The sequence below is a fragment of the Glutamicibacter sp. FBE19 genome, from assembly GCF_015524875.1.
GTDB lineage: Bacteria > Actinomycetota > Actinomycetes > Actinomycetales > Micrococcaceae > Glutamicibacter > Glutamicibacter halophytocola.
In genome coordinates this window covers 61,638-81,476 of sequence record NZ_JACKQN010000007.1, presented here as the reverse complement: position 1 = coordinate 81,476, position 19,839 = coordinate 61,638, and the positions used below count along the sequence as shown (strand labels likewise).

Below are 19,839 nucleotides of genomic sequence, written 5' to 3'. Positions count from 1 at the left end.
CCCTTGGATTTTCATCGTGATGACCCATCCGCGAAATGAACCCATTGCAAGGTTCAAGAGGCGCTAAATGTAGCGGAATAGCAGCGATTGATTCGTCTGTTCGCACCATGCCATTCAGATCTCGTCGGTAAAGTGCAACGACGGTGGATCAGGCAAAGCGAAGCCTGAAGGATCTCAATGACCATGTTGTCGGTGAGACAGAAATCGCAAGACCGACACGGAGGTGCAACGAGCGTTGAGGCTATTCTGCTGCCCTGTTGATGTGTTCGAGCAACTCTGCTTCAGCCTTGTCCAAGTATCCCCGCAGGGCCGAGGCCGCTTCATCGCGTCGGCCTTCACGCAGCAGTTCCACCAAGCGGGCATTTTGCTCCACATAGTGCGAGTGGAAATCCGGGGCATCGCTCATCGCATGGAAGACCAGGCGCATCCGTGCCAGTACTCGGCCCATGAGTTCTTGGACCAAGCTGCTATCCGAGGAACGAACCAGTTGCTGGTGGAAGGCCTGATTGGCGCTGGCCATCCGAGGTATGTCCCCGGCAGCCAAGGCGGCGCGCGCTTCAACGATGATTGTGCCCAGCTGCTCCAAATCCAGTTCCGGGCCCCACGCCAGGCAAGCCGGCTCAATGGTGCGGCGCACGGCGTAGATTTCCCGCACATCATCAGCATCCGGCGACGCAACAAAAACCCCGCGGTTGGGGATTCGGGTGATGATCAGTTCACTGTCCAGCAGGGTGAAGCTTTCACGCAAGGTATTGCGCGAAAGCCCCAGCGACTCCGCCAAGGACTGCTCGGACAGCTTGTCTCCGGGCAACAACTCGCCTTCTGCGATTCGGGTGCGCAAAAGATTCGCGGCCCACACACTGCTATGCGCATGGGGTGCTTTGGCCGGAAGCGCGGAGACACTGCTGCTGGAGTTCATTAGTCCAATTTATCCCAACTCGATGCTGGAAAAGGAACAAGCGCCAACTCGGTTACCGGATGCTGCCCAACGCGTCGGAACGCCGTACCGCAGCCCCGATCTCAAGGTCCGCCGAAGTGAAAACGCCATCGCGATGAGCCGCTACGGCAGACTCCATCTTCATTGCTTCAACCACGGCCACCGTTTGTCCCTTGGAAACGGCCTGGCCATCTTCGACAGCGAACCGGACGAGGTTGCCATCCATCGGGCTGAGCACCGCGGCCGCATCGTGCTCGGAAGCCTGCTGAGCCTGCGCCGAATTCATGGCGCCAGCACCCGACGGGTTGCGCAACGCGTTGGTGAGAGCCATGGGCAGTCCAAGCTGCACAGCCTTGCCATCCAGCTCAATGGTGATCGTTTCCCGGCTGGTATCCAGCTGGTCAAGATCCATCTGGTCGCTGGCCTCGACTTCATTGAGGAATTCATCCTCGATCCAGGTGGTGTAGACCTTCAGCTGGTCTCCGGCGAAATCCAGATGGTCAATGACCGCGCGGTGGAAAGGCAGGACTGTGGGCACGCCGGCAATGGTGATTTCATCCAGCGCCAAGCGTGCCCGGCGCAGGGCCTGGTTGCGGTCGGCGCCGTGGACAATCAGCTTGGCAATCATCGAGTCGTAGAACGGCGGAATGACAGAACCGCTGCGAACGCCGGAATCGATACGCACCCCGGCGCCGGTTGGGGGCTCGAAGCGCTCTACCGTCCCCGGGGCAGGGAGGAACCCGCGGGCAGGATCCTCGGCATTAATGCGGAATTCAAAGGCATGGCCCTGGGGCGTTGGGTCCTCGCCCAGGGACATCGGCAGGCCATCAGCGATGCGGAACTGCTCCGCCACCAGGTCCACGCCAGCAGTTTCCTCGGTGATCGGGTGTTCCACCTGCAAGCGGGTATTGACCTCCAAGAAGGAAATCAGGCCGTCTTGGGCCACCAAATATTCGACGGTGCCGGCGCCGACGTAGCCAGCTTCCTTGCAGATCGCCTTGGCGGATTCGTGGATGCGGGTACGCTGCTCGTCGCTGAGGAACGGGGCTGGCGCTTCCTCCACCAGCTTCTGGTGGCGGCGCTGAAGCGAGCAATCCCGGGTGCCAACGACGACAACATTGCCGTGCGCATCAGCCAGGACCTGGGCCTCGACATGCCTGGGCTTGGAGAGGAAGCGCTCCACGAAGCATTCGCCCCGGCCAAAGGCTACCGTGGCCTCGCGGGTGGCCGACTCGAAGGCCTCGGTGATCTCATCGAGTGAATACGCGATCTTGATGCCACGGCCGCCACCACCAAAGGCGGCCTTGATGGCCACAGGAACACCGTATTCCTCGGCGAAGGCACGAACTTCTTCGGCATTTTCGGCAGGGCCATCGGTGCCAGGAGCCAATGGTGCGCCGGCGCGAACGGCAATCTGCCGTGCAGTGACCTTGTTGCCCAGGTCCTCAATGGCCTGAGGCGAGGGGCCGATCCACTTCATCCCGGCGTCAATGACCGCCTGGGCAAAGCTGGCGTTTTCCGAGAGGAAGCCATAGCCCGGGTGGACCGCGTCGGCCGCGCAGCGCTTCGCGATCGCGATGATCTTCTCGATATTCAAGTAGGTGTCCGCCCCGGTGGAACCGTGCAGCGGGTAGGCCTCGTCGGCACGCCGCACATGCAACGCGTCGGCGTCCGGGTCGGAGTAGATAGCTACCGAGGCGATATTTGCGTCAGTGGCCGCCCGGGCAATGCGGACTGCGATTTCGCCGCGGTTGGCGATGAGAACCTTTTTCATGACAATCCTTGGAAGTTATTTGGCCGTCAAAGCGGCTGGGGGCTGGAGGACGAATTGGATCTTGCTTCCCGGGGGAAGCTGGGCCGCGGCGCTGAGATCCTCGGAGATGACCGTGGCGATCACCGGGTAGCCGCCGGTGACCGGATGATCAGCGAGGAAGAGCACGGGAAGGCCGGAAGGCGGAACCTGCAATGAGCCTCGGGCGACGCCTTCGCTGGCCAGTTCGCCGGCTAGGACGCGTTGCAACGGCTGGTCCCCGGTAGACAACCTGATGCCTACCCGGTTCGACTCGCTGGTGACGTCCCAGAGCTGTTCTGCCAGCTGCTTCAACCCCGCGGGGCCAAACCACTCGGTGCGCGGACCGGGCAGAACCCTGAGCTGATATACGCCCCGGTCATCGGGAACCGGCAAAGTGCTCGGCTGGGGATTGCCGACAATGTGCCCGACGGAAGGCTGTTGGACCGGAATGACGGATCCGGAAACCAGGGGATCGGGACCGACTCCGGACAGCGTATCGGTAGACAGCGAACCGAGCACCGGGTTGAGCGTGATCTCGCCACGCACCGCAAGGTAGCTGCGCAAGCCTTGGCCGCCGGGCTCCACGCTCAGGCGCTCGCCGTGCAGCAGCGCAAAAGGAGCGTTGCTGGCCACCTGCCGGGTGGTGCGCACCTGGTCATCTTCCGCCGGAGTGATCCACAACTGCGCCTGTGCTCCGGCATGCGCCAGGACTTGGTCCCCGCAGGCCTCGACTGTGATGCGGCTGCCCAGATTCTCGATGGCCGCCTGGTCCATGCGGTTGCCCACGAGCCGGTTGGCCTGGCGGAAGGCGGTGGGGTCCGCGGCCCCGGCCACGCCAACTCCGAGGTTTCCGTAGCCGATGCGCCCGGCGTCCTGGAGCAGGGATTGCAGGCCGGCATCGATGATCTTCAGGCCGCCGCCAGATGTCTGCTCTGGCTCTTCGACTCGTGCAGCGGGCGCCTGGCTCACCGACAACTTCTCAGTAGCCGGGACGAACTGCACGGTATCCTGCGGCCTGATCAATGCAGGATTTTCGCGCTGCAGGTCCCACATGTGCAGGTCGGTATGTCCGATCAGCTGCCAGCCGCCGGGGGATTGGCGGGGATAAACAGCCGAGTACTCGCCTGCCAGGGCCACAGCTCCGGCCGGGACCTTGGTTCGCGGGGTGTCCCGGCGCGGGACATTCAATTCCTGGTTTTCACCGAGCAGGTAGGCAAAGCCGGGAGCAAATCCGCCGAATACCGCGCGCCATGTCTGGCTTGTGTGGGCATTGACCACTGCTTCGACACTCAGCCCGGTCAGTTCGGCGACCACGGCAAGATCTTCGCCGTCGTAATGCACCGGAACTTCAACGAGTTTGCCCGCGGTGCGAACTGCACAGGCCACTGCAAGTCCTGGCAGGGCTTGCATGGCGCGTTCGGCGCTGTGCCCCGAATCGAACTTCAGCAGCACCGTCTGAGCGGCAGCCAAGAGATCGCGCTGTCCGGGCAGGGGAGAAGCTTCCAAAGCGGCATTTAGCGCCAAGACCGCGTCAAGCGAGTCGAGGTCGATGAGCAGGTCTTGCGAGCCTGCCCGGTGGATGGCGCGGATGCTCACGCGAAGCTCCGGATCTGCACGCCGGCGCTTTCCAAGCCGCTGCGCACAGCACGAGCCATGGCAACTGCTCCGGCGGTATCGCCATGAAGGCAGATGCTTTCGGCTGGCATGGTGATGGTGGTGCCATCCACCGCGACAATGGTGCCTTCGGTGGCCAAGCGGATCATGTTGGCGGCGACCACTTCGGCGTCATGCAGAACTGCGTTGGCTTCGCGGCGGGATACCAATGTTCCATCGGGGTTGTAATTGCGGTCGGCAAAAGCTTCGGCAACACCACGCAGCCCGGCGGCTTCTGCCTTTTGCAGGGCGAGCGAGCCAGGCAAAAGCAAAACCGGAAGGTCCGTGCCGAAGGCCTTGATCGCATCAATGACCGCTTGGGCATGTGCCTCGTGATGCACGATGGTGTTGTAGAGGGCGCCGTGGGGCTTGACGTACTTGATTTCTGCACCGGCGCTGCGAGCCAAAGCCTGCAATGCTCCGAGCTGGTACAGGACGTCGTCAGCCAGCTCGGTAGCCGAGCAATCCAGGAAGCGGCGGCCGAAGCCGGCCAGGTCTCGGTACCCTACGTGCGCGCCGATGGTGACGTTCGCGCTGACGGCATCGCGGCAGGTTTGCGCGATGGTGCTCGGGTCTCCGGCGTGGAAACCGCAAGCGATATTTGCAGAGGAGACGGAGGTGAAGATGGCGGCGTCATCGCCCATTTTCCAATTGCCGAAAGATTCGCCTACGTCGGAATTCAGGTCTATGAATGGCATTGTGATCCCCGTCTCGTGAACATGTCTTGGTAAAAGAATGCCCTACTTTCGATAATTGTTCAACAATCTGGGAAAGGTTTCGAAAGATTCCAAGCCTTGTGCGGCTTTGCCTAGGACAGGCCTACGGCTTTCCCCTCCCCGTCGACATCCATGCGCAAAGCTGCCGGGACTTTGGGCAGGCCCGGCATCGTGGTCAGCGCCCCGGTAATCGCAACAATGAAGCCAGCGCCTGTTTTGGGAATCAGCTCGCGGATCTGCAGCCTGAATCCACTCGGAGCGCCCAGCAGCTGGGGATCATCAGAGAAGGAATACTGCGTTTTCGCAATGCAGACCGGCAGCCGGTCCCAGCCATTGGCGTGGATCTGCTCCAGCATGCGGTGGGCCTTGACCGAATACTCAACGCCCTCGCCGCCATAGATCTCTCGCGCCAAGGCCAGGATCTTCTCTTCAACTGTTTGATCAAGCGAGTACAAGTAGTCAAAATCGGCAGGCGACTCGATGGCCCGCAGCACTGTCTCGGCCAGGGCCCCGGCCCCTGCGCCGCCTTGGCCCCAGACATCCGCTACCGCGCAGGCGATGCCGTTCGCGGCAGCCCAGTCGGTGACAACCTCGAGCTCGGCCTGGGTATCCTTGGCGAATTGATTGATGCCGATGACCGGCGGAATGCCGAATTTCTTGATGATCGCGGCATGGCGGGCGAGGTTTGGCAATCCGGCGCGCACGGCGACGACGTTCTCGTCGCCCAGCTCTTCCTTGGATACCCCGCCGTGCATTTTCAGCGCACGAATCGTCGCAGTGATGACCACGGCGGCCGGGGCGCAGCCGGCATAGCGGGCCTTGATGTCCATGAACTTTTCGGCCCCGAGGTCGGTGCCAAAGCCTGCTTCGGTCACCACGATGTCAGCCAGCGATCGAGCGGTGTTGGTGGCAATGGCGGAGTTGCAGCCGTGGGCAATGTTGGCAAACGGCCCGCCATGGATAAACGCAGGGGTTCCTGCGATGCTCTGGACGAGGTTTGGCTTGATGGCATCCTTGAGCAATAAGGCCAATGCTCCTGCGGCCCCCAGATCATCGACTGTCACCGGTTTTTTCGAATAGGAGTAGCCGATGGTCATGCGGCAGAGCCGGTCGCGCAAATCCTCAAGCCCGGTGGCCAAGCAGAAGACCGCCATGACTTCCGACGCCGCGGTGATCTCGAATCCGGTTTCGCGGGGAACACCGTCGGTGGATCCGCCCAGGCCGATCACCACCGTGCGCAAGGCGCGATCATTCATGTCCAGGACGCGCTTGAAGGTAATGCGTTGCGGGTCGATGCCCAGCTGATTTCCGTGGTGCAAGTGATTGTCCACCAGCGCCATGAGCAAGTTATTGGCGCTGGTGATGGCGTGGAAGTCCCCGGTGAAATGCAGGTTGATTTCGTCCATGGGCAGCACCTGCGACTGGCCTCCGCCCGTGGCCCCGCCCTTCATGCCGAAGCTGGGGCCTACGGAGGGCTCGCGCAGGGCGATCATTGTCTTCGCCCCGGTGGCGGCCAAGGCATCGGCCAGGCCCACCACCATGGTGGTTTTCCCCTCTCCTGCGGGAGTCGGGGACATCCCGCTGACCAGAACCACCTGCCCGCGGCGTGCGCTATTTCCCGGCAGCAGCGAAGGATCAACCTTGGCCTTGTAGCGGCCGTAGGGTTCCACCGCGCTCTCGGGGATCCCCGCGGCCGCCGCAATTTCCGAAATGGGCTTGAGCACTGTTCGCGAGGCGATCGCTAGATCGCTCATGTCGGCCTCTGGCGTCGTTGCCATGCTGCGTCCTCTCTGCTGGCCCCGGCGATCCGGGGTGCTGAGGAAGACCAAGAAATCTGGTATTCCTCGATATGCCTTCAAGCTATCACCAGGGGTTCCGCTGCCCGGGCAACGTGGCCTGCGCACCGGCGGAGAAACTGCCCAAGCCCAACGGGTTCTATCGACGCTGCGCGGGTACCGGGCCCTTAATCAACCAAGCGAAGAAGATCCCGATTGTTGCCAGCACTGCGCCGATCATGAACGCCACATGGGCCCCCGAGAACAGGGCCTCGGAAGCCCCGGTGCCAGCATCGATTTTCGCCTTCGAGATCACAGACATCACCGTGACGAAAATGGTGGTGCCGATGGCTCCGCCTAATTGCTGACCGGTGTTGAAGATGGCCGAACCGTGGCCGAAGAGCCGTGGATCCAGCGAAGCCATGGCCGAGGACATCAACCCGGTCATCAGCAATGCCAGGCCGATGGAGAAGACGATGTGGGTGATCATGAACATCCACAATTCGGTCTCGGCGTTGATCAGGGTGTACAGCCACTGGCCAGCAGCGAGCATGATTGCGCCAGGGATCAAAACCGGGCGTGGACCGCGCTTGTCATAGATGCGTCCGAAAATTGGAGAGACAATCGCCTGGGCAACACCGCCGGGGAGCAGCATCATGCCGATCTTTAGCGAGTCAATGCCCTTGCCCGATTCCAGCAGCAACGGAACGATCATCAACGAGCCGAGCAGGGTGCCAAAGGCGATCATGATCATGACGATCGAGAAGGCGAATCCACGCGAGCTGAACGCGGAGAGGTTGAGCAGCTCGCGTCCGGTGCTGGTCAGCGACAGCTGGCGCTTGATGAAAATCGCCAGCGATACCAGGCCAATGGCGAAGCTGAGAATAGTCAGTGCCGGGTTGGTGGAGGCATGCTCGATGCTTGAAATGCCGTACACCAGGAAGCCAAAAGCCAGCGCGGAGAGTGCAACCGAAGCGCCATCTACTCGGATGTTGCGGGCACTGGAGGGAACCTTGAAGAAAATGATGCCCAAGACCAGGACCAACGCTGCAATGGGGAGCATCATCGCAAAGATATAGTGCCATCCCAAGGCATGCACCACAGCACCCGAGACGGTGGGACCGATCGCAGGACCCACGCCAATGACGATGGAATTCAGGCCCATGATGGTGCCGCGCTTGTGGACCGGAACCAGCGAGAGCGTCGTGGTCATGAGCAAAGGCAGGATGATGGCCGTGCCAAGTGCCTGGATGATGCGCGCAACGAACAAGAAGGCAAAGCTCGGAGCGATGACGGCGATGACCGTGCCCACCAGGAAGCTGATGATGGCGAACATGAAGAGCGGTCGGTGGTTGAACCGCTGCAGCAGGAATCCGGTGGTGGGAATGACGACCGACATGGTCAGCAAGAAGCCGGTGGTGAGCCACTGCCCGGTGGCCGCGGTGATGCTCATATCGGCCATGATTCCCGGCAGAGCCACCGTCAGCACTGTTTCGTTCAGGATCATCATGAAGGCTGCCAAGGCGAGCGCCGCAATGATTCCGGTGAGCTGCTTGGTGCTGAGCGCCGCTTGAGGCGCAGGTGGTGGTGAAGCGTGGACCTCTGTTTTTGTGGGTTCTGACGTCACTTTTCCTCTTTCCTGGAGTTCTCAACTGTCAAATAGTGTCATAGAGTGACACAATTTCGTAAGGAAAACTGTCAGAGTGTGACAGGAAACTACTTTCCTTCCCGCTTATGAGACGATCGCTAGAAGCTACAGCTATGGAGGACTGCATGGGGATACGGGATCAGCGCAAGGCAGAGACCTCGCGCAAGATTCAAGCGGCAGCGTTGGATCTTGTTGAAGAGCTCGGGCTGGAGGCCACAACAGTGGCGCGAATTGCGCAGCGTGTTGGCATCTCGGATCGCACGTTCTTCCGCTATTTCGATTCCAAGGAATCGGCCATCGTCCCCGGGCAGGGCGAGCTGGTTGTTGCACTGATGGGCTTTGCCCCTGCCCCGGGCGCAACGCCGGCGGAAATTTTCCAATCCCTTCTCCAGGTGTGCCGGGATCATTTTTCCGCGGAAATCGAGCAGCACGAGTTCCGCCGTGTCACGCGCCTGATGATCTCGGATCCCAAGCTCCTGTTGATCGCTACCAGCAGGGAGCAGGAACTGGTGATCGAGCTGAGCAGATCGCTGGCCGAGCGAAGGCTGGTGACGCAAATGCAGTCCCTGTTGATCGCCGAGATGGTCGCATCAACCTGGCGCGTTGCCTGGCAGTGCTTCACCCAGGCCGAAAGGGCTGGCAGTGCTGCGGCGCCTTCGGAATTCTTCGAGCAGTCGGTTCATGAAATGCTGCAGATTTCCGCTATCGGCACCCCGGGACCCTGAGCAGCACGTAAAACGAGATTGAGTTATGGCAGATTAACTTAAATGTGACAAACTGCTCCCACGCTATTCATCCCGGCATTTCGGGGAAAAATTGGGGTTCCCAAGAACTATTCGCATGCCGTGGAAGTGTGGTGCAGAGCAAAATCGGGTAGATTTGGAACGTTGAGTTCAGGGCGGTTAACCCCGCTTCCGCACGACGTTCAGGGAGACGCCACACCTATGGCCAAGATTATTTACACCCACACCGACGAAGCGCCAATGCTGGCGACTCACTCGTTCCTGCCAATCGTGGAGGCCTTCGCGTCGACCGCAGGCGTGGAGCTCGAGACCCGCGACATCTCGCTCGCAGGCCGCATCATCGCTACCTTCCCTGACTATGTCACCGAAGAGCAGCGCATTTCCGATGCCCTAGCTGAACTTGGCGATCTGGCCAAGTCCCCAGAAGCGAACATCATCAAGCTGCCAAACATCTCGGCATCCATCCCGCAGCTCAAGGCCGCTATCGCCGAACTGCAGGCTGCCGGCTACGCACTGCCTGACTACCCGGACAACCCATCTTCGGATGAAGAGACCGACGTGCGCGCGCGCTACGACAAGATCAAGGGCTCCGCCGTGAACCCGGTGCTGCGCGAGGGCAACTCGGACCGCCGTGCACCATTGAGCGTCAAGAACTACGCTCGCAAGTACCCGCACTCCATGGGCGCATGGTCCGCGGATTCGAAGACCAACGTCGCCACCATGGGCGCTGACGACTTCGCTTCGAACGAGAAGTCCGTCGTCATCGATGCGGACAAGAGCATCTCGATCCGCTTCGTCGGCGAAGACGGCGAAGTCAAGGTCCTGAAGAAGCCATTCAAGGTTCTTGAAGGCGAAGTCATCGACGGCACCGTCATGCACGTCGCGGCCCTGTCCGAGTTCCTGAAGAACGCCGTGGCCCGCGCCAAGGAAGAGGGCGTGCTGTTCTCGGCCCACCTCAAGGCCACCATGATGAAGGTTTCCGACCCAATCATCTTCGGCCAGGTGGTCAAGGCCTACTTCTCCGAGCTCTTCGACACCTACGGCGACGAGCTGGCTGCTGCAGGCCTGAACGCCAACAACGGCCTTGCTGCCATCCTCGGCGGCCTGGATGAACTGTCCGACGAGGTTCGCGCCGGCGTCGAGAAGCTGATCGCCAAGGGCCTGGAAGAAGGCCCGGCAGTTGCCATGGTCGATTCCGACAAGGGCATCACCAACCTGCACGTCCCATCGGATGTCATCGTTGACGCTTCCATGCCGGCAATGATCCGCCTGGGCGGCAAGATGTGGGATGCCAAGGGCGATACCGCAGACACCCTGGCCGTTCTGCCGGATTCCTCCTACGCAGGCATCTACCAGGTTGTCATCGATGACTGCCGTGCCAACGGCGCTTACGACCCAACCACCATGGGCACCGTGCCAAACGTCGGCCTGATGGCCCAGAAGGCCGAGGAATACGGTTCCCACGACAAGACCTTCGAATTGGCTGCCAACGGCCACGTGCAGATCGTCGACGAGAACGACACCGTGCTCATCGAGCACCAGGTCTTCGCCGGCGACATCTGGCGTACCTGCCAGACCAAGGACGTTGCCATCCGCGACTGGGTCAAGCTGGCCGTGAACCGCGCTCGCGCTTCGCAGACTCCTGCTGTCTTCTGGCTCGATGAGAAGCGCGCACACGACGCCGTGCTGATCACCAAGGTCAACGAATACCTGAAGGAACACGACACCGATGGCCTGACCATCGAAATCCTGTCCCCGGTCGAGGCGACCCAGTACTCCATCGATCGCATCCGCAAGGGCGAGGACACCATCTCGGTGACCGGCAACGTGCTGCGCGACTACTTGACCGACCTGTTCCCGATCCTGGAACTGGGCACCTCGGCCAAGATGCTTTCGATCGTTCCGCTGCTGGCTGGCGGCGGCCTGTTCGAGACCGGCGCCGGTGGTTCGGCTCCGAAGCACGTGCAGCAGCTGGTGAACGAAAACCACCTGCGCTGGGATTCGCTGGGCGAGTTCATGGCCCTGGGTGCTTCCTTCGAGCACCTGGCAGTGAACAACGACAACGCTCGTGCACAGGTTCTGGCTGACACCTTGGATGCCGCAACCGGTACCTTCCTGCTGGAAGACAAGTCGCCTAAGCGCAAGGTTGGCGAGTTGGACAACCGCGGCAGCCACTTCTACCTGGCCAAGTTCTGGGCAGAGGAATTGGCCAAGCAGGACAAGGATGCTCAGCTGGCTGAGGCCTTCTCCGCAGTCGCCAAGGCTCTGGACGAGAACGAGGAAACGATTGTTTCCGAGCTCGCCGAGGTCCAGGGCCAGGCCGTGGATATCGCTGGCTACTACCGTCCAGACGAAGCCAAGACTTCAGCTGTTATGCGCCCAAGCGCAACCCTGAACAAGGCTCTGGAACTGCTGACCAAGTAGTCCTTATAGCTAAGCCACTGGCCCCAATCCTCGACGAGGATTGGGGCCAGTGGCTTTAATGCGGCCGAACTTCTCGAATAATTGAACCGAACGCCATGAGCGGTTCCACCAAATCACCCGCTGCCGGTCTAGCCGCTGATAATCGCAGGGCTAAGTCCAAGATTTTTCCAGCGCCTTGCGGGTTGACTTCACCGATGACAACTTCCTGCAGATAGAAATCCGGAGCTTTCTGCTGTGCTGTTTTTCGATTACGATATGCGGCGGTTGGACTAGGGGATTCTACGATCCCGAAGACGTCGTTCCCGGAACTGTCCACCATGTACGGGAGCAATGACGAGTGGGTGAGGTAAATGGTGTCACCGTTTTTCAAAGCCGGTTTTTCATCGTCCTGCACCGTTCTGGTTTCCCAGCTGATGATGATGCCAATGTGCAGTTTTCCAGCGCATAGCAATCCTGCTCGCTGGTCATGACCGCAATAATCGGGTCGATGAAGCTCAAATCGGGATAAGGACTGGGTTGTTTGCCGTACACAATATAGATTTCCTGCTTGGCCAAGGCCGTGGGGTGCATCAATGTCTTGAGTTTTTCGATCAATTTATAACCTGCGGGCAACGCGATCATATTCAAAAGTCCTTGGATTGTCTGTCCCAGCTTGGTAGTCCGAGACCTTGAGAGCTGTAGATCCTTAGTAGCTCGATTCAATTAGTTTGGATGGGGCTATGCTGCTGAAGCAATTGCGGTGGGCTGCTTTTCTTTGCCACTTCCGTGAAAGCAGCATGCCCATGTTCCTTGCAGAGATCCAGGAAGCAATAATGGCCAGCTATGGTCTTGTCCGGATGCAGTGCATTCTGGCCTGTCTAGTAGGTAAACAGCTCATCGGAGGTTTGGCCGAGGGCCTGGATGCCGAATCCGCGAGAGGCTTCGGAGTAGCCGCTTGAAAACTTGCCTTGGAAGAATTTCGTTGCCTCGCATTTTTCCTGCTGGTTAGGTCATCATCCATCTGTTCCACGATTGTTGTCGTTCAGCACGGGGGCCATTGCGTTGGCAGATGGTTCCGAAGCGCTGATTTGCGGACACGGAAAAGCAACACTTGAATTTGGGGTGTGTCTCAACCTGTTGAATTTGTTGAGGTCGGTGATGGGCATTTCGCTTTCCTGATCGCGCAATATTCATAGCCATCAGGAGTAGTCAAGTGCGCATAGCTGGAGGCACAGCTAGAACAATCGATGGATCACTCCACCATAAAATGCATTTAGTTCCATTGCTTCACCCGTGAGAACGCATCCAAATCGTTACTGATCAGTAGCATGTGCGTGCGACTCGTTCAAGAAAACTTTTGTAAAGTGCTCATTACTTCCATGTAAAAAATTTCTAATATTGTTTAAATATTCCTTTGTCGATGTGTTTTTGTACTAGTGTCTTAAATGTCGGGATGAGCTACTCAGGCCGACGCGAAATAACTACATGACTAGAATGAATGAGGTAATTTGATGTTGAGTGATCTCCTTGCAACCCTGGTAGAACTAATCCGCAGCCTGGGTCTCTAAATTTTAGACTCTAGTCGTCCGATGGATGCCGTTGGCCGTTGCTCATGAAAATGAGTGACGGCCGATGAATTTAACCACCTGGTAAATGAGGTCTCATCGGGAAATTAAGATCATTCGAAGTGGATTCCTGTTGCATTGCCTTCTGAGAAAGGTAACTATTTGATAAAGCAATCCATTATTTTCGCTCGGAAAACCAATTTGTGGGATGTTGTCAGTATTATCGTTCCCAAGCCTTTTAGTCGTGCAAGGAGGAATGATGCCTGCCCATTTCCCGGGATCTCAAATCTCCATTGTTCTCGACCCTGATGGGGTGCGGCGTTTCAGGTCAGCCGAACGCCAGATTCAGCCAACGCGTATTCTCGCTGTTGTAGAGCGGGTGCCATACACTCGCGATGACTCGGGATCTAAGCATTCCTACGTTCCGTTTTCTTCCGCTGTAGTTCTTGATGGGCACTTGGCCCAACGCAGTGAACGTGGCCTGCATTTCGACTTTGCTGTGACTCTTTGCGACAACGGCCTTCTCCCCGTGGTTACACTCTCGGGAACATGCCGAACTGGCGAGTTGGGGACAGCGATTCTGGATTCAATTGCCGAATTCACGCGAACAAGCCGGATCGCTACCCCTGCTTCCATTGATCTTCTGATTTCAAATCGCGATGGCCTCGGGCTGAACGATTTATCGTCCAATCCTGTCTTCTGCGTGAATCCGTCGTGGCTTTTTGGAGTCAATCTGGAACAAGCGACGCAAGCAAGCCGGGACGCGCTGGCACCTCGCATTGAATCGTACCGTTCGCGCGATGCTGTCGTTGCCTATACGGATGGTTCGTTGCCGCACCACGGAAAAGACCGTGGGGCAGGAGCTATGGTGACCATGCAAGGGCATTGGGCTACTCAGATTTCACCAAAGAATTTCTCGCGTAATCCACTAATGGCGGAGACCACGGGCGCATTATTAGCCTTGCGTTACGCCCCTGCGGATTCCGATCTTGCAATTTTCAGCGACAGCCAAGTCTTGGTGAGCTCCATAAATGACATTGCGAGTGGAAAACTGCAAGGCAGACAAGCGCATCATGCGGCAATCGAAATTGCGATAGCCCGCCGCAAAGGAAGTACTCGAGCTGTGTGGGTGCGTGGGCACAACGGAAATTGCTATAACGAGGCTGCCGACCGGATGGCTGTCCTGATGGCACGCCACTTTAATGCCGGTATCGATCCGGCTCAGACGCATTCCCTGATGCAAATGATCATTGCGGAAGAACTTGCCGGGCTCACCCTGGCCGTTTGACGCGATGATCTGCGCACCGGTCCGTGGTCCCTATAGTCCGCGACCTGCTTCCCAGAGGCTGTCGGAGGTGCCGGTCAGAAGCAAATTCAGAGACACTGCCTGGGCGTCCGTAAACGAAGCGATGTAGTCGACGATTGCGCGCGCCTGGCCCAGGCGTTGAATCTCGTTTGGCCCGGCTTGCGAGAATAATTCAGGGGTTGTCTCCCGCAATTGCCGGTATTCCTCTGTGGTGGCCTCCACTGAATCTAATAGGCGGCGAGGGGCGCGGCCGGCGTCGTCAGGGTCGTTGAGCCAGGTGCTAAAACCCTCTGCCAGGGAACGAATAATTCTGGTTTGGCCCCGCTGATAAACCGCCAAGTCTGAACGATCCAGAACGAAGCGCGAGTGCACAAATTTGAGCACAACCACGTCGTGCCAGGCTTCATCGCTGAGGCGTATGTGTCCGCTGCGCACAATGGGGGTGCGATCAACCGTGACCGATTCTTGGAGGCGGTCGATCCACCGCCGGGTGAAAGCAGTGACCGCGCGATCGGCCTGCAGCCCACCGTCGTAGGGAACTGCCAAAAGTCCGTCAACCAGATCATGCCCCACTCGCTGCACCGAGTCGCGGAAGGCATCAGGGTTGGCGATCCAAGGGTCCTTCGCGACGAGCCGGCGCCAGGTGAGTTCTAGTGCATGGCCAGGCTGGCGCTGATCGAGTTCCGAGGTTTTCAGAATCTTGAAGGCAACGGCATGTTCCAGCCAAGCGCGCAGTTCAGCTGACACGCTGGTGTATTGCAGGATTCCTGCTCGGTAGAAGTCGTCGAGGTCGTGCACTGCATAGGCGATGTCATCGGCAATATCCATCACGGAACATTCCAGCGTCTGCTGGTACTGGGCGATTCCGGGGAATACCGACAAGACATCTGCCATTTCTGCGGCTTCAATATCGTATGCGGAATACTTCATGGCGCCAGCGGCTGGATCCGTGCCGACTCCGCGGGGGAGCAGTTCAGGGGCGATAGGGCCTTTGGAGCGCCATTCGTTGCGAGTCCACGGGTACTTCAACACGGCTGCTCGCACTGCGCGCGTAAGGTTCATTCCGCGTGGGGTCGCTCCGCAGCTGTCGAGTGCGGTGAGGATGCGGAAGCTCTGGGCGTTACCTTCGAACCCATCTGGAAGACCCAGCATATTGCGGGCCACGCGGTCGAGCTCCTGTTCGCCGAGGTGCCCAAACGGCGGGTGTCCCAAGTCGTGTGCGGCGGCCGCTGCCTGAACAACTACGGGGTCGCAATCACCTAAGTCGGAGATAAGTCGCCTAGTTGTTTCATCGGTTGATCTCAAATTGATCGCGATGGAGCGCGCGACTGCCGACACCTTGAGGGAATGCGTCAAGCGGTTGTGCACGAGGGTTCCGGAACCACCCTGCGGGATTACCTGGGTCACCGACGACAGGCGCGAAAAGTAGGGCGAGAAACGGATGCGTTCCACATCAACGCGAAACTCATCGTCGCCCGCACGGTTCTGCTCGACGATAGCGCGGTCACGGCCGCCTGACTGATGCGTTTTTACTCTGGTATCCATCGTAGGAACTAGCCTAGGGGATCAACTGCTCAAGGCCGAGTCAATTGATGATTTGGTTGGCGAGTTCTTCACCGTGTGCAAAGGCGATGACCTGGTTCACTGCCAGTTCTGAGAACAGCGAGATGAACTGTCCAGTGTCTCCGGCCATGTGCGGGGTGATTATGCAATTCGGTGCGCTCCACAGCGCGTGATTTGCCGGCAGCGGCTCGGGATCGGTGACATCCAAGGCCGCGTGCAGCCTGCCGGCTTGCAGTTCCGACAACAAGGCATCGGTGTCGACGATGGGCCCGCGTCCCACGTTGACCAGCAGCGAGCTGTCTTTCATTGCCGAGAGGAATTCGGCGTCGATAAGCTGTTCGGTTTCCGGGGTATGTGGCAGGGCAACAATCACCACATCGGCAGTGGGAAGAAAAGTCCAGAGCCTATCGAGAGAATAAATGGGGTAGCCCTGCTCATGGACTCGTTCGGTACGAGCAAAGGACGTTAGCTCGGCAGGTTTGAAGGGCAGTAGCCGCGAACGGATTTCGCTGCTTACTCCACCAGCACCGAGGAGCACTACCCTTGACCCGTGCAGCGAGCTGGTCCACGTCCTGGTCCACTGCCGCTCGCGCTGCTGCTGGCCGACCTGCGGCAGCTGGCGCAGAGATGAGAGGACCAGAGCGAGGCAGTGTTCTGCGGTGGCGTCTTCCACGGCGCCCTTGGAATTGGTCAATGACACTTGTTCAAAAAGATGCTCCAGAACCCACTCGTATCCAATGGAGAGCAGGTGGACATGCTTCAGCCCCTTGATGCGGGAGACCCTGGAACGCAGCTGCGGATTGCTCGGACGTTCGGTAACCAGCACGTCGGCCGGTGGAGCGTCGTTCGGGTCATCATTGATATGCCAGAGGATCGGTTCGATTCCCGGAAGCTGCAGCCGGTCGACGAGATCCTGCCAGGGGAGCAATACACGTAATGCCATAAGAAGAATGTCCTTTCGGGTGCTATGACTATTGTGTCCGTTGGCTGACAGGGATGGAGAATCTGGTGACCTACTCATTACTCCGCATCAGTTAGTCCAGATTGAAGATCAAATACCTAGTAGACTGAACCCATGACTCACAAAGGGATCGTCGGAACAACCATACTGATGGGGCTTGGCTGGACGGTGTTCGTCCTTGGCCTCGTCGGGCTATTCGTCGACCCGCTGGTCGGCGCGCTGTTGGCGATCGCCGGCGCGGTACAGGTCAGCGGGGGCATGATCACCGAGGCGCTGAATAGGAAGCGGGAGGCATCCGCCGTACTGCAAAACAGCAGCGAAGAAGAAATTCCTGCAATCGATTAGTAGTTGTTCTCCACGCTCCACCGCCTCCGAGAGTGAATCAGGGGTATGTGGCTGGCTGGCGAATCGCTGATTTGACGCTGCTGGCGTACGATGTTGGGGCCAACGGGATCGGCAGCTGCTTTCTGACCGGGGCAGCAGATCGTCGCTTCCCTGTGAGTTAGACCTTGATCTTTTTATGCGAAATGGTTGTGATGAGTTTCTTGTATCTGTTTCATCGTGCGTAGCCATCCGCGCGTTTGGTTGCAGAAAAGATCTAGGGCGAATCTGGCTTGTTCACCTTAGCCTGATGTTTCGGACAGCTGCCGAACGAATTTCTCCAGTCTTGCCGATCGGGTCTTATCGGTCTTGGCAATCATCAGCTGGTGCAGAATGTGATAGCGCGGCTGGGACTTCAGCGCTTCGAAAGCGGCTTTGGCAGTCGGATTCGCGTTTAGAGCACGCTGTAAGTCTTCGGGCACTTGTGCAGTGGCCTGCCCCTGGTAGGCACGGTCCCACCTGCCATCTGCTTTGGCCTTATCGATTTCCGCTTGTCCGCGAGGGCGCATCCTGCCTTGCTCGATTAGTTTTTGGACGAACTGCGTATTCTTTTCGGACCAGACAGAGGCTTTGCGTCGCGGAGTGTATCGCTGCAGGAACGTCTTCTCGTCGTTGCTGCGCCGCTGGCCGTCGATCCATCCGCTGCACAGGGCCTCCTGTAGAGCGTCGGCAACCTTCAGAGAGGTCGGCTCGGTGGTTCCCTTCTTTGCTACGAGCAGCCACACCCCGTCACTGGTTTCTTCGTTTTCATCGAGCCAGGCGCGCCATGCGGCAACATCTTTGAGGATCAGCGGGTTTTCATAGTCCATGGCAACTATTGTGCTGGCCACGAGCGCTTGGCGCGAGTGAAGCTAGAGTTAATCGCATTAAAACCATAGAGGCAGGGACCACTCGAACGTGCTGGTTGAAACTTTCTTGTGCCTCGCTCTGTTGTGTTCATCAGCTTGCAAACTGGTACTTGATCAATCTTCACAGCCGCACTAAATGGTGGAACTTATGCTCTATAGGGCGAGTGCAGATAAGTTTGCCGACAGATAAGAACCTCATTATTCATTGCGTAGTCTACGTTTCGTTTAGCGTCTGAAATGTCGGTTCACTCTGGCAAGGTAGGAGACAAACAACAGAAATGGGGCAATGGTGAACGCGGAATCTATCAAGTTCATGCTGCAAGACATTGATGCAAAGTATGAGGAGAGGCCTGATTCTCAAGAGTTCGTGCGCCTGTATAAAGGTTCTCGGTGGGAGCATATGTTTGCAGTGCTCCATGAGGGACTGAACCAGCATCTTGCTGAGATCAACGGACGCGCAGAAACCACCGGTCATTACTGGGCTGACAGGAGCAGGGCCATGCTCGATTTATTGAAGGACTTGAAGAACGACCTCTACACATTGAAGCGTGCCGGCGTAGACATCGTCCTGGATACCGGTTATCAGAAAGCGATTGAGCGCTGCAGACCTTGGCTATCTTATAGCGGTGGCAGTGCTGTCCCGGAAGGCTTCGAACCGATTGAGCTCATCAAGTACGACCGTGTATTTACGGAGAACGCTTTGGTTGAACTCAAAAAACAAACAGGAGCCTATTGAACCAAAGATGATCGGCAACGGTTCTTACGCCGATGTCTACTCCTATGTGGATCCTGACTACGGCATCAGGTTCGCAATCAAACGCGCTAAACGAGAAGCTGATGAAAGAGACTTGGAACGTTTTCGCCAGGAATTCGACGTGATGAAGAAACTCAGCTTCCCCTACATTCTAGAGGTCTACAAATTCGACGATTCACGCAACGAATACCGAATGGAACACTGCGACGCAACTCTCCGCGAGTACATCTCCAAACGCAACGGCACGTTGCAATTTTCTACTCGGAAGCGGATCGCACTGCAGTTCCTCTACGGCATGAGCTACATCCATAGTCAAGAACTGCTGCATCGAGACATCAGTCTGCAGAATGTTCTGATGAAGGTGTACGAAAGCGGTGCGGTCCTCGTCAAGCTCTCTGACTTCGGCCTGGTCAAGAAGCAAGATTCTGCGTTTACCCGTACTCACACGGAAATGCGTGGAACCATCCGTGACCCGATGCTAGAGAGCTTCCGAGACTACAGCATTCTGAACGAGATGTATTCGATAGGTCATGTTCTCTCCTTCATTTTCACTGGTCGTCAATCGATAGCCACGGGAAACAATGAAATGCACCGAATTGTTCAAAAATGTGTGGCGCACGATCTGGAACAACGTTATCCCTCAGTGTCTGAACTGATTGCGGATGTAGAGAATCTTGATGTTCCAGCCCATTCAATTTCCGGTTCTGGAGACGAGGCTTAACAGGGCTGAAGGTCAGCCACATTCGTCTGCAAAGCTGTCAATTCCATGTTTCGCTTTCCTACTGGCGATAATT

Annotated in this window: 18 protein-coding genes; 7 read left to right on the top strand and 11 right to left on the bottom strand. The window is 58.0% G+C overall.

From position 1 onward, the window contains the following. Positions 1-241: 241 nt before the first annotated feature. The 6 genes from H6F58_RS12220 to H6F58_RS12195 all read right to left on the bottom strand — a co-directional run bounded on the left by H6F58_RS12220 (position 242) and on the right by H6F58_RS12195 (position 8,500). Positions 242-919 (bottom strand): GntR family transcriptional regulator, encoded by a 678-nt coding sequence (locus H6F58_RS12220; protein WP_195181858.1) that lies wholly within the window; start codon positions 917-919, stop codon positions 242-244. Between the two features lie 52 nt (positions 920-971). Further along, positions 972-2,711 carry a biotin carboxylase N-terminal domain-containing protein gene (locus H6F58_RS12215; protein WP_146277755.1) on the bottom strand — a complete coding sequence of 580 codons (1,740 nt, stop codon included), beginning with the start codon at positions 2,709-2,711 and terminating at the stop codon, positions 972-974. A gap of 15 nt (positions 2,712-2,726) precedes the next feature. Continuing rightward, on the bottom strand, positions 2,727-4,325 hold the full coding sequence (locus tag H6F58_RS12210) for a carboxyltransferase domain-containing protein (RefSeq protein ID WP_146277756.1): 1,599 nt from the start codon (positions 4,323-4,325) through the stop codon (positions 2,727-2,729). Beyond that, on the bottom strand, positions 4,322-5,080 hold the full coding sequence (locus H6F58_RS12205; protein ID WP_195181857.1) for a 5-oxoprolinase subunit PxpA: 759 nt from the start codon (positions 5,078-5,080) through the stop codon (positions 4,322-4,324). Before H6F58_RS12205 ends, H6F58_RS12210 begins: the two co-directional genes overlap by 4 nt. Before the next feature lie 110 nt (positions 5,081-5,190). Beyond that, entirely contained in the window at positions 5,191-6,876 is a 1,686-nt protein-coding gene (locus tag H6F58_RS12200) for a formate--tetrahydrofolate ligase (protein WP_146277758.1), read from the bottom strand. Positions 6,877-7,033: 157 nt separating this feature from the next. Next, the gene (locus tag H6F58_RS12195; protein ID WP_146277759.1) at positions 7,034-8,500 is read right to left on the bottom strand and encodes an MDR family MFS transporter; all 1,467 of its coding nucleotides are present in this window, start codon (positions 8,498-8,500) and stop codon (positions 7,034-7,036) included. A 146-nt stretch (positions 8,501-8,646) separates the two neighbouring features. Here H6F58_RS12195 and H6F58_RS12190 point away from each other — a divergent pair, with 146 nt between their 5' ends. Continuing rightward, a complete protein-coding gene (locus tag H6F58_RS12190; protein WP_186468015.1) occupies positions 8,647-9,246 on the top strand; it encodes a TetR family transcriptional regulator in 600 nt (199 codons plus the stop codon). Positions 9,247-9,465: 219 nt separating this feature from the next. Next, positions 9,466-11,688 carry an NADP-dependent isocitrate dehydrogenase gene (locus tag H6F58_RS12185; protein WP_195181856.1) on the top strand — a complete coding sequence of 741 codons (2,223 nt, stop codon included), beginning with the start codon at positions 9,466-9,468 and terminating at the stop codon, positions 11,686-11,688. 55 nt (positions 11,689-11,743) lie between these two features. Here the strand turns inward: H6F58_RS12185 and H6F58_RS12180 are convergent, their stop codons facing one another. Further along, positions 11,744-12,082 carry a hypothetical protein gene (locus tag H6F58_RS12180; RefSeq protein WP_195181855.1) on the bottom strand — a complete coding sequence of 113 codons (339 nt, stop codon included), beginning with the start codon at positions 12,080-12,082 and terminating at the stop codon, positions 11,744-11,746. Continuing rightward, positions 12,055-12,309 (bottom strand): hypothetical protein, encoded by a 255-nt coding sequence (locus H6F58_RS12175; protein ID WP_195181854.1) that lies wholly within the window; start codon positions 12,307-12,309, stop codon positions 12,055-12,057. The genes H6F58_RS12180 and H6F58_RS12175 overlap by 28 nt, the downstream gene beginning before the upstream one ends. 98 nt (positions 12,310-12,407) lie before the next feature. Here H6F58_RS12175 and H6F58_RS12170 point away from each other — a divergent pair, with 98 nt between their 5' ends. Together H6F58_RS12170 and H6F58_RS12165 are read left to right on the top strand one after the other, a co-directional pair. Further along, entirely contained in the window at positions 12,408-12,626 is a 219-nt protein-coding gene (locus tag H6F58_RS12170; RefSeq protein ID WP_195181853.1) for a hypothetical protein, read from the top strand. 862 nt (positions 12,627-13,488) lie between these two features. Beyond that, positions 13,489-14,520 carry an RNase H family protein gene (locus H6F58_RS12165; protein WP_195181852.1) on the top strand — a complete coding sequence of 344 codons (1,032 nt, stop codon included), beginning with the start codon at positions 13,489-13,491 and terminating at the stop codon, positions 14,518-14,520. Between the two features lie 30 nt (positions 14,521-14,550). On the opposite strand, the gene dgt is transcribed toward H6F58_RS12165, so the two are convergent. After that, positions 14,551-16,083, bottom strand: a complete 1,533-nt coding sequence (gene dgt, locus H6F58_RS12160; protein ID WP_195181851.1) for a dGTP triphosphohydrolase — start codon at positions 16,081-16,083, stop codon at positions 14,551-14,553. Positions 16,084-16,123: 40 nt separating this feature from the next. Then, positions 16,124-17,044: a 2-hydroxyacid dehydrogenase gene (locus H6F58_RS12155; protein ID WP_195181850.1), complete on the bottom strand. Its 921-nt coding sequence runs from the start codon at positions 17,042-17,044 to the stop codon at positions 16,124-16,126. Positions 17,045-17,176: 132 nt separating this feature from the next. Between H6F58_RS12155 and H6F58_RS12150 the strand changes: the two genes are divergently transcribed. Further along, positions 17,177-17,407 carry a hypothetical protein gene (locus H6F58_RS12150; RefSeq protein WP_195181849.1) on the top strand — a complete coding sequence of 77 codons (231 nt, stop codon included), beginning with the start codon at positions 17,177-17,179 and terminating at the stop codon, positions 17,405-17,407. A 278-nt stretch (positions 17,408-17,685) separates the two neighbouring features. On the opposite strand, the gene H6F58_RS12145 is transcribed toward H6F58_RS12150, so the two are convergent. Continuing rightward, the gene (locus H6F58_RS12145; RefSeq protein ID WP_195181895.1) at positions 17,686-18,252 is read right to left on the bottom strand and encodes a YdeI/OmpD-associated family protein; all 567 of its coding nucleotides are present in this window, start codon (positions 18,250-18,252) and stop codon (positions 17,686-17,688) included. A gap of 325 nt (positions 18,253-18,577) precedes the next feature. Between H6F58_RS12145 and H6F58_RS17990 the strand changes: the two genes are divergently transcribed. Both H6F58_RS17990 and H6F58_RS17985 read left to right on the top strand, forming a co-directional pair. After that, entirely contained in the window at positions 18,578-19,027 is a 450-nt protein-coding gene (locus tag H6F58_RS17990) for a hypothetical protein (RefSeq protein WP_206693666.1), read from the top strand. Further along, the gene (locus tag H6F58_RS17985; RefSeq protein ID WP_206693665.1) at positions 18,996-19,766 is read left to right on the top strand and encodes a protein kinase family protein; all 771 of its coding nucleotides are present in this window, start codon (positions 18,996-18,998) and stop codon (positions 19,764-19,766) included. Before H6F58_RS17990 ends, H6F58_RS17985 begins: the two co-directional genes overlap by 32 nt. The last annotated feature ends 73 nt before the right edge of the window (positions 19,767-19,839 follow it).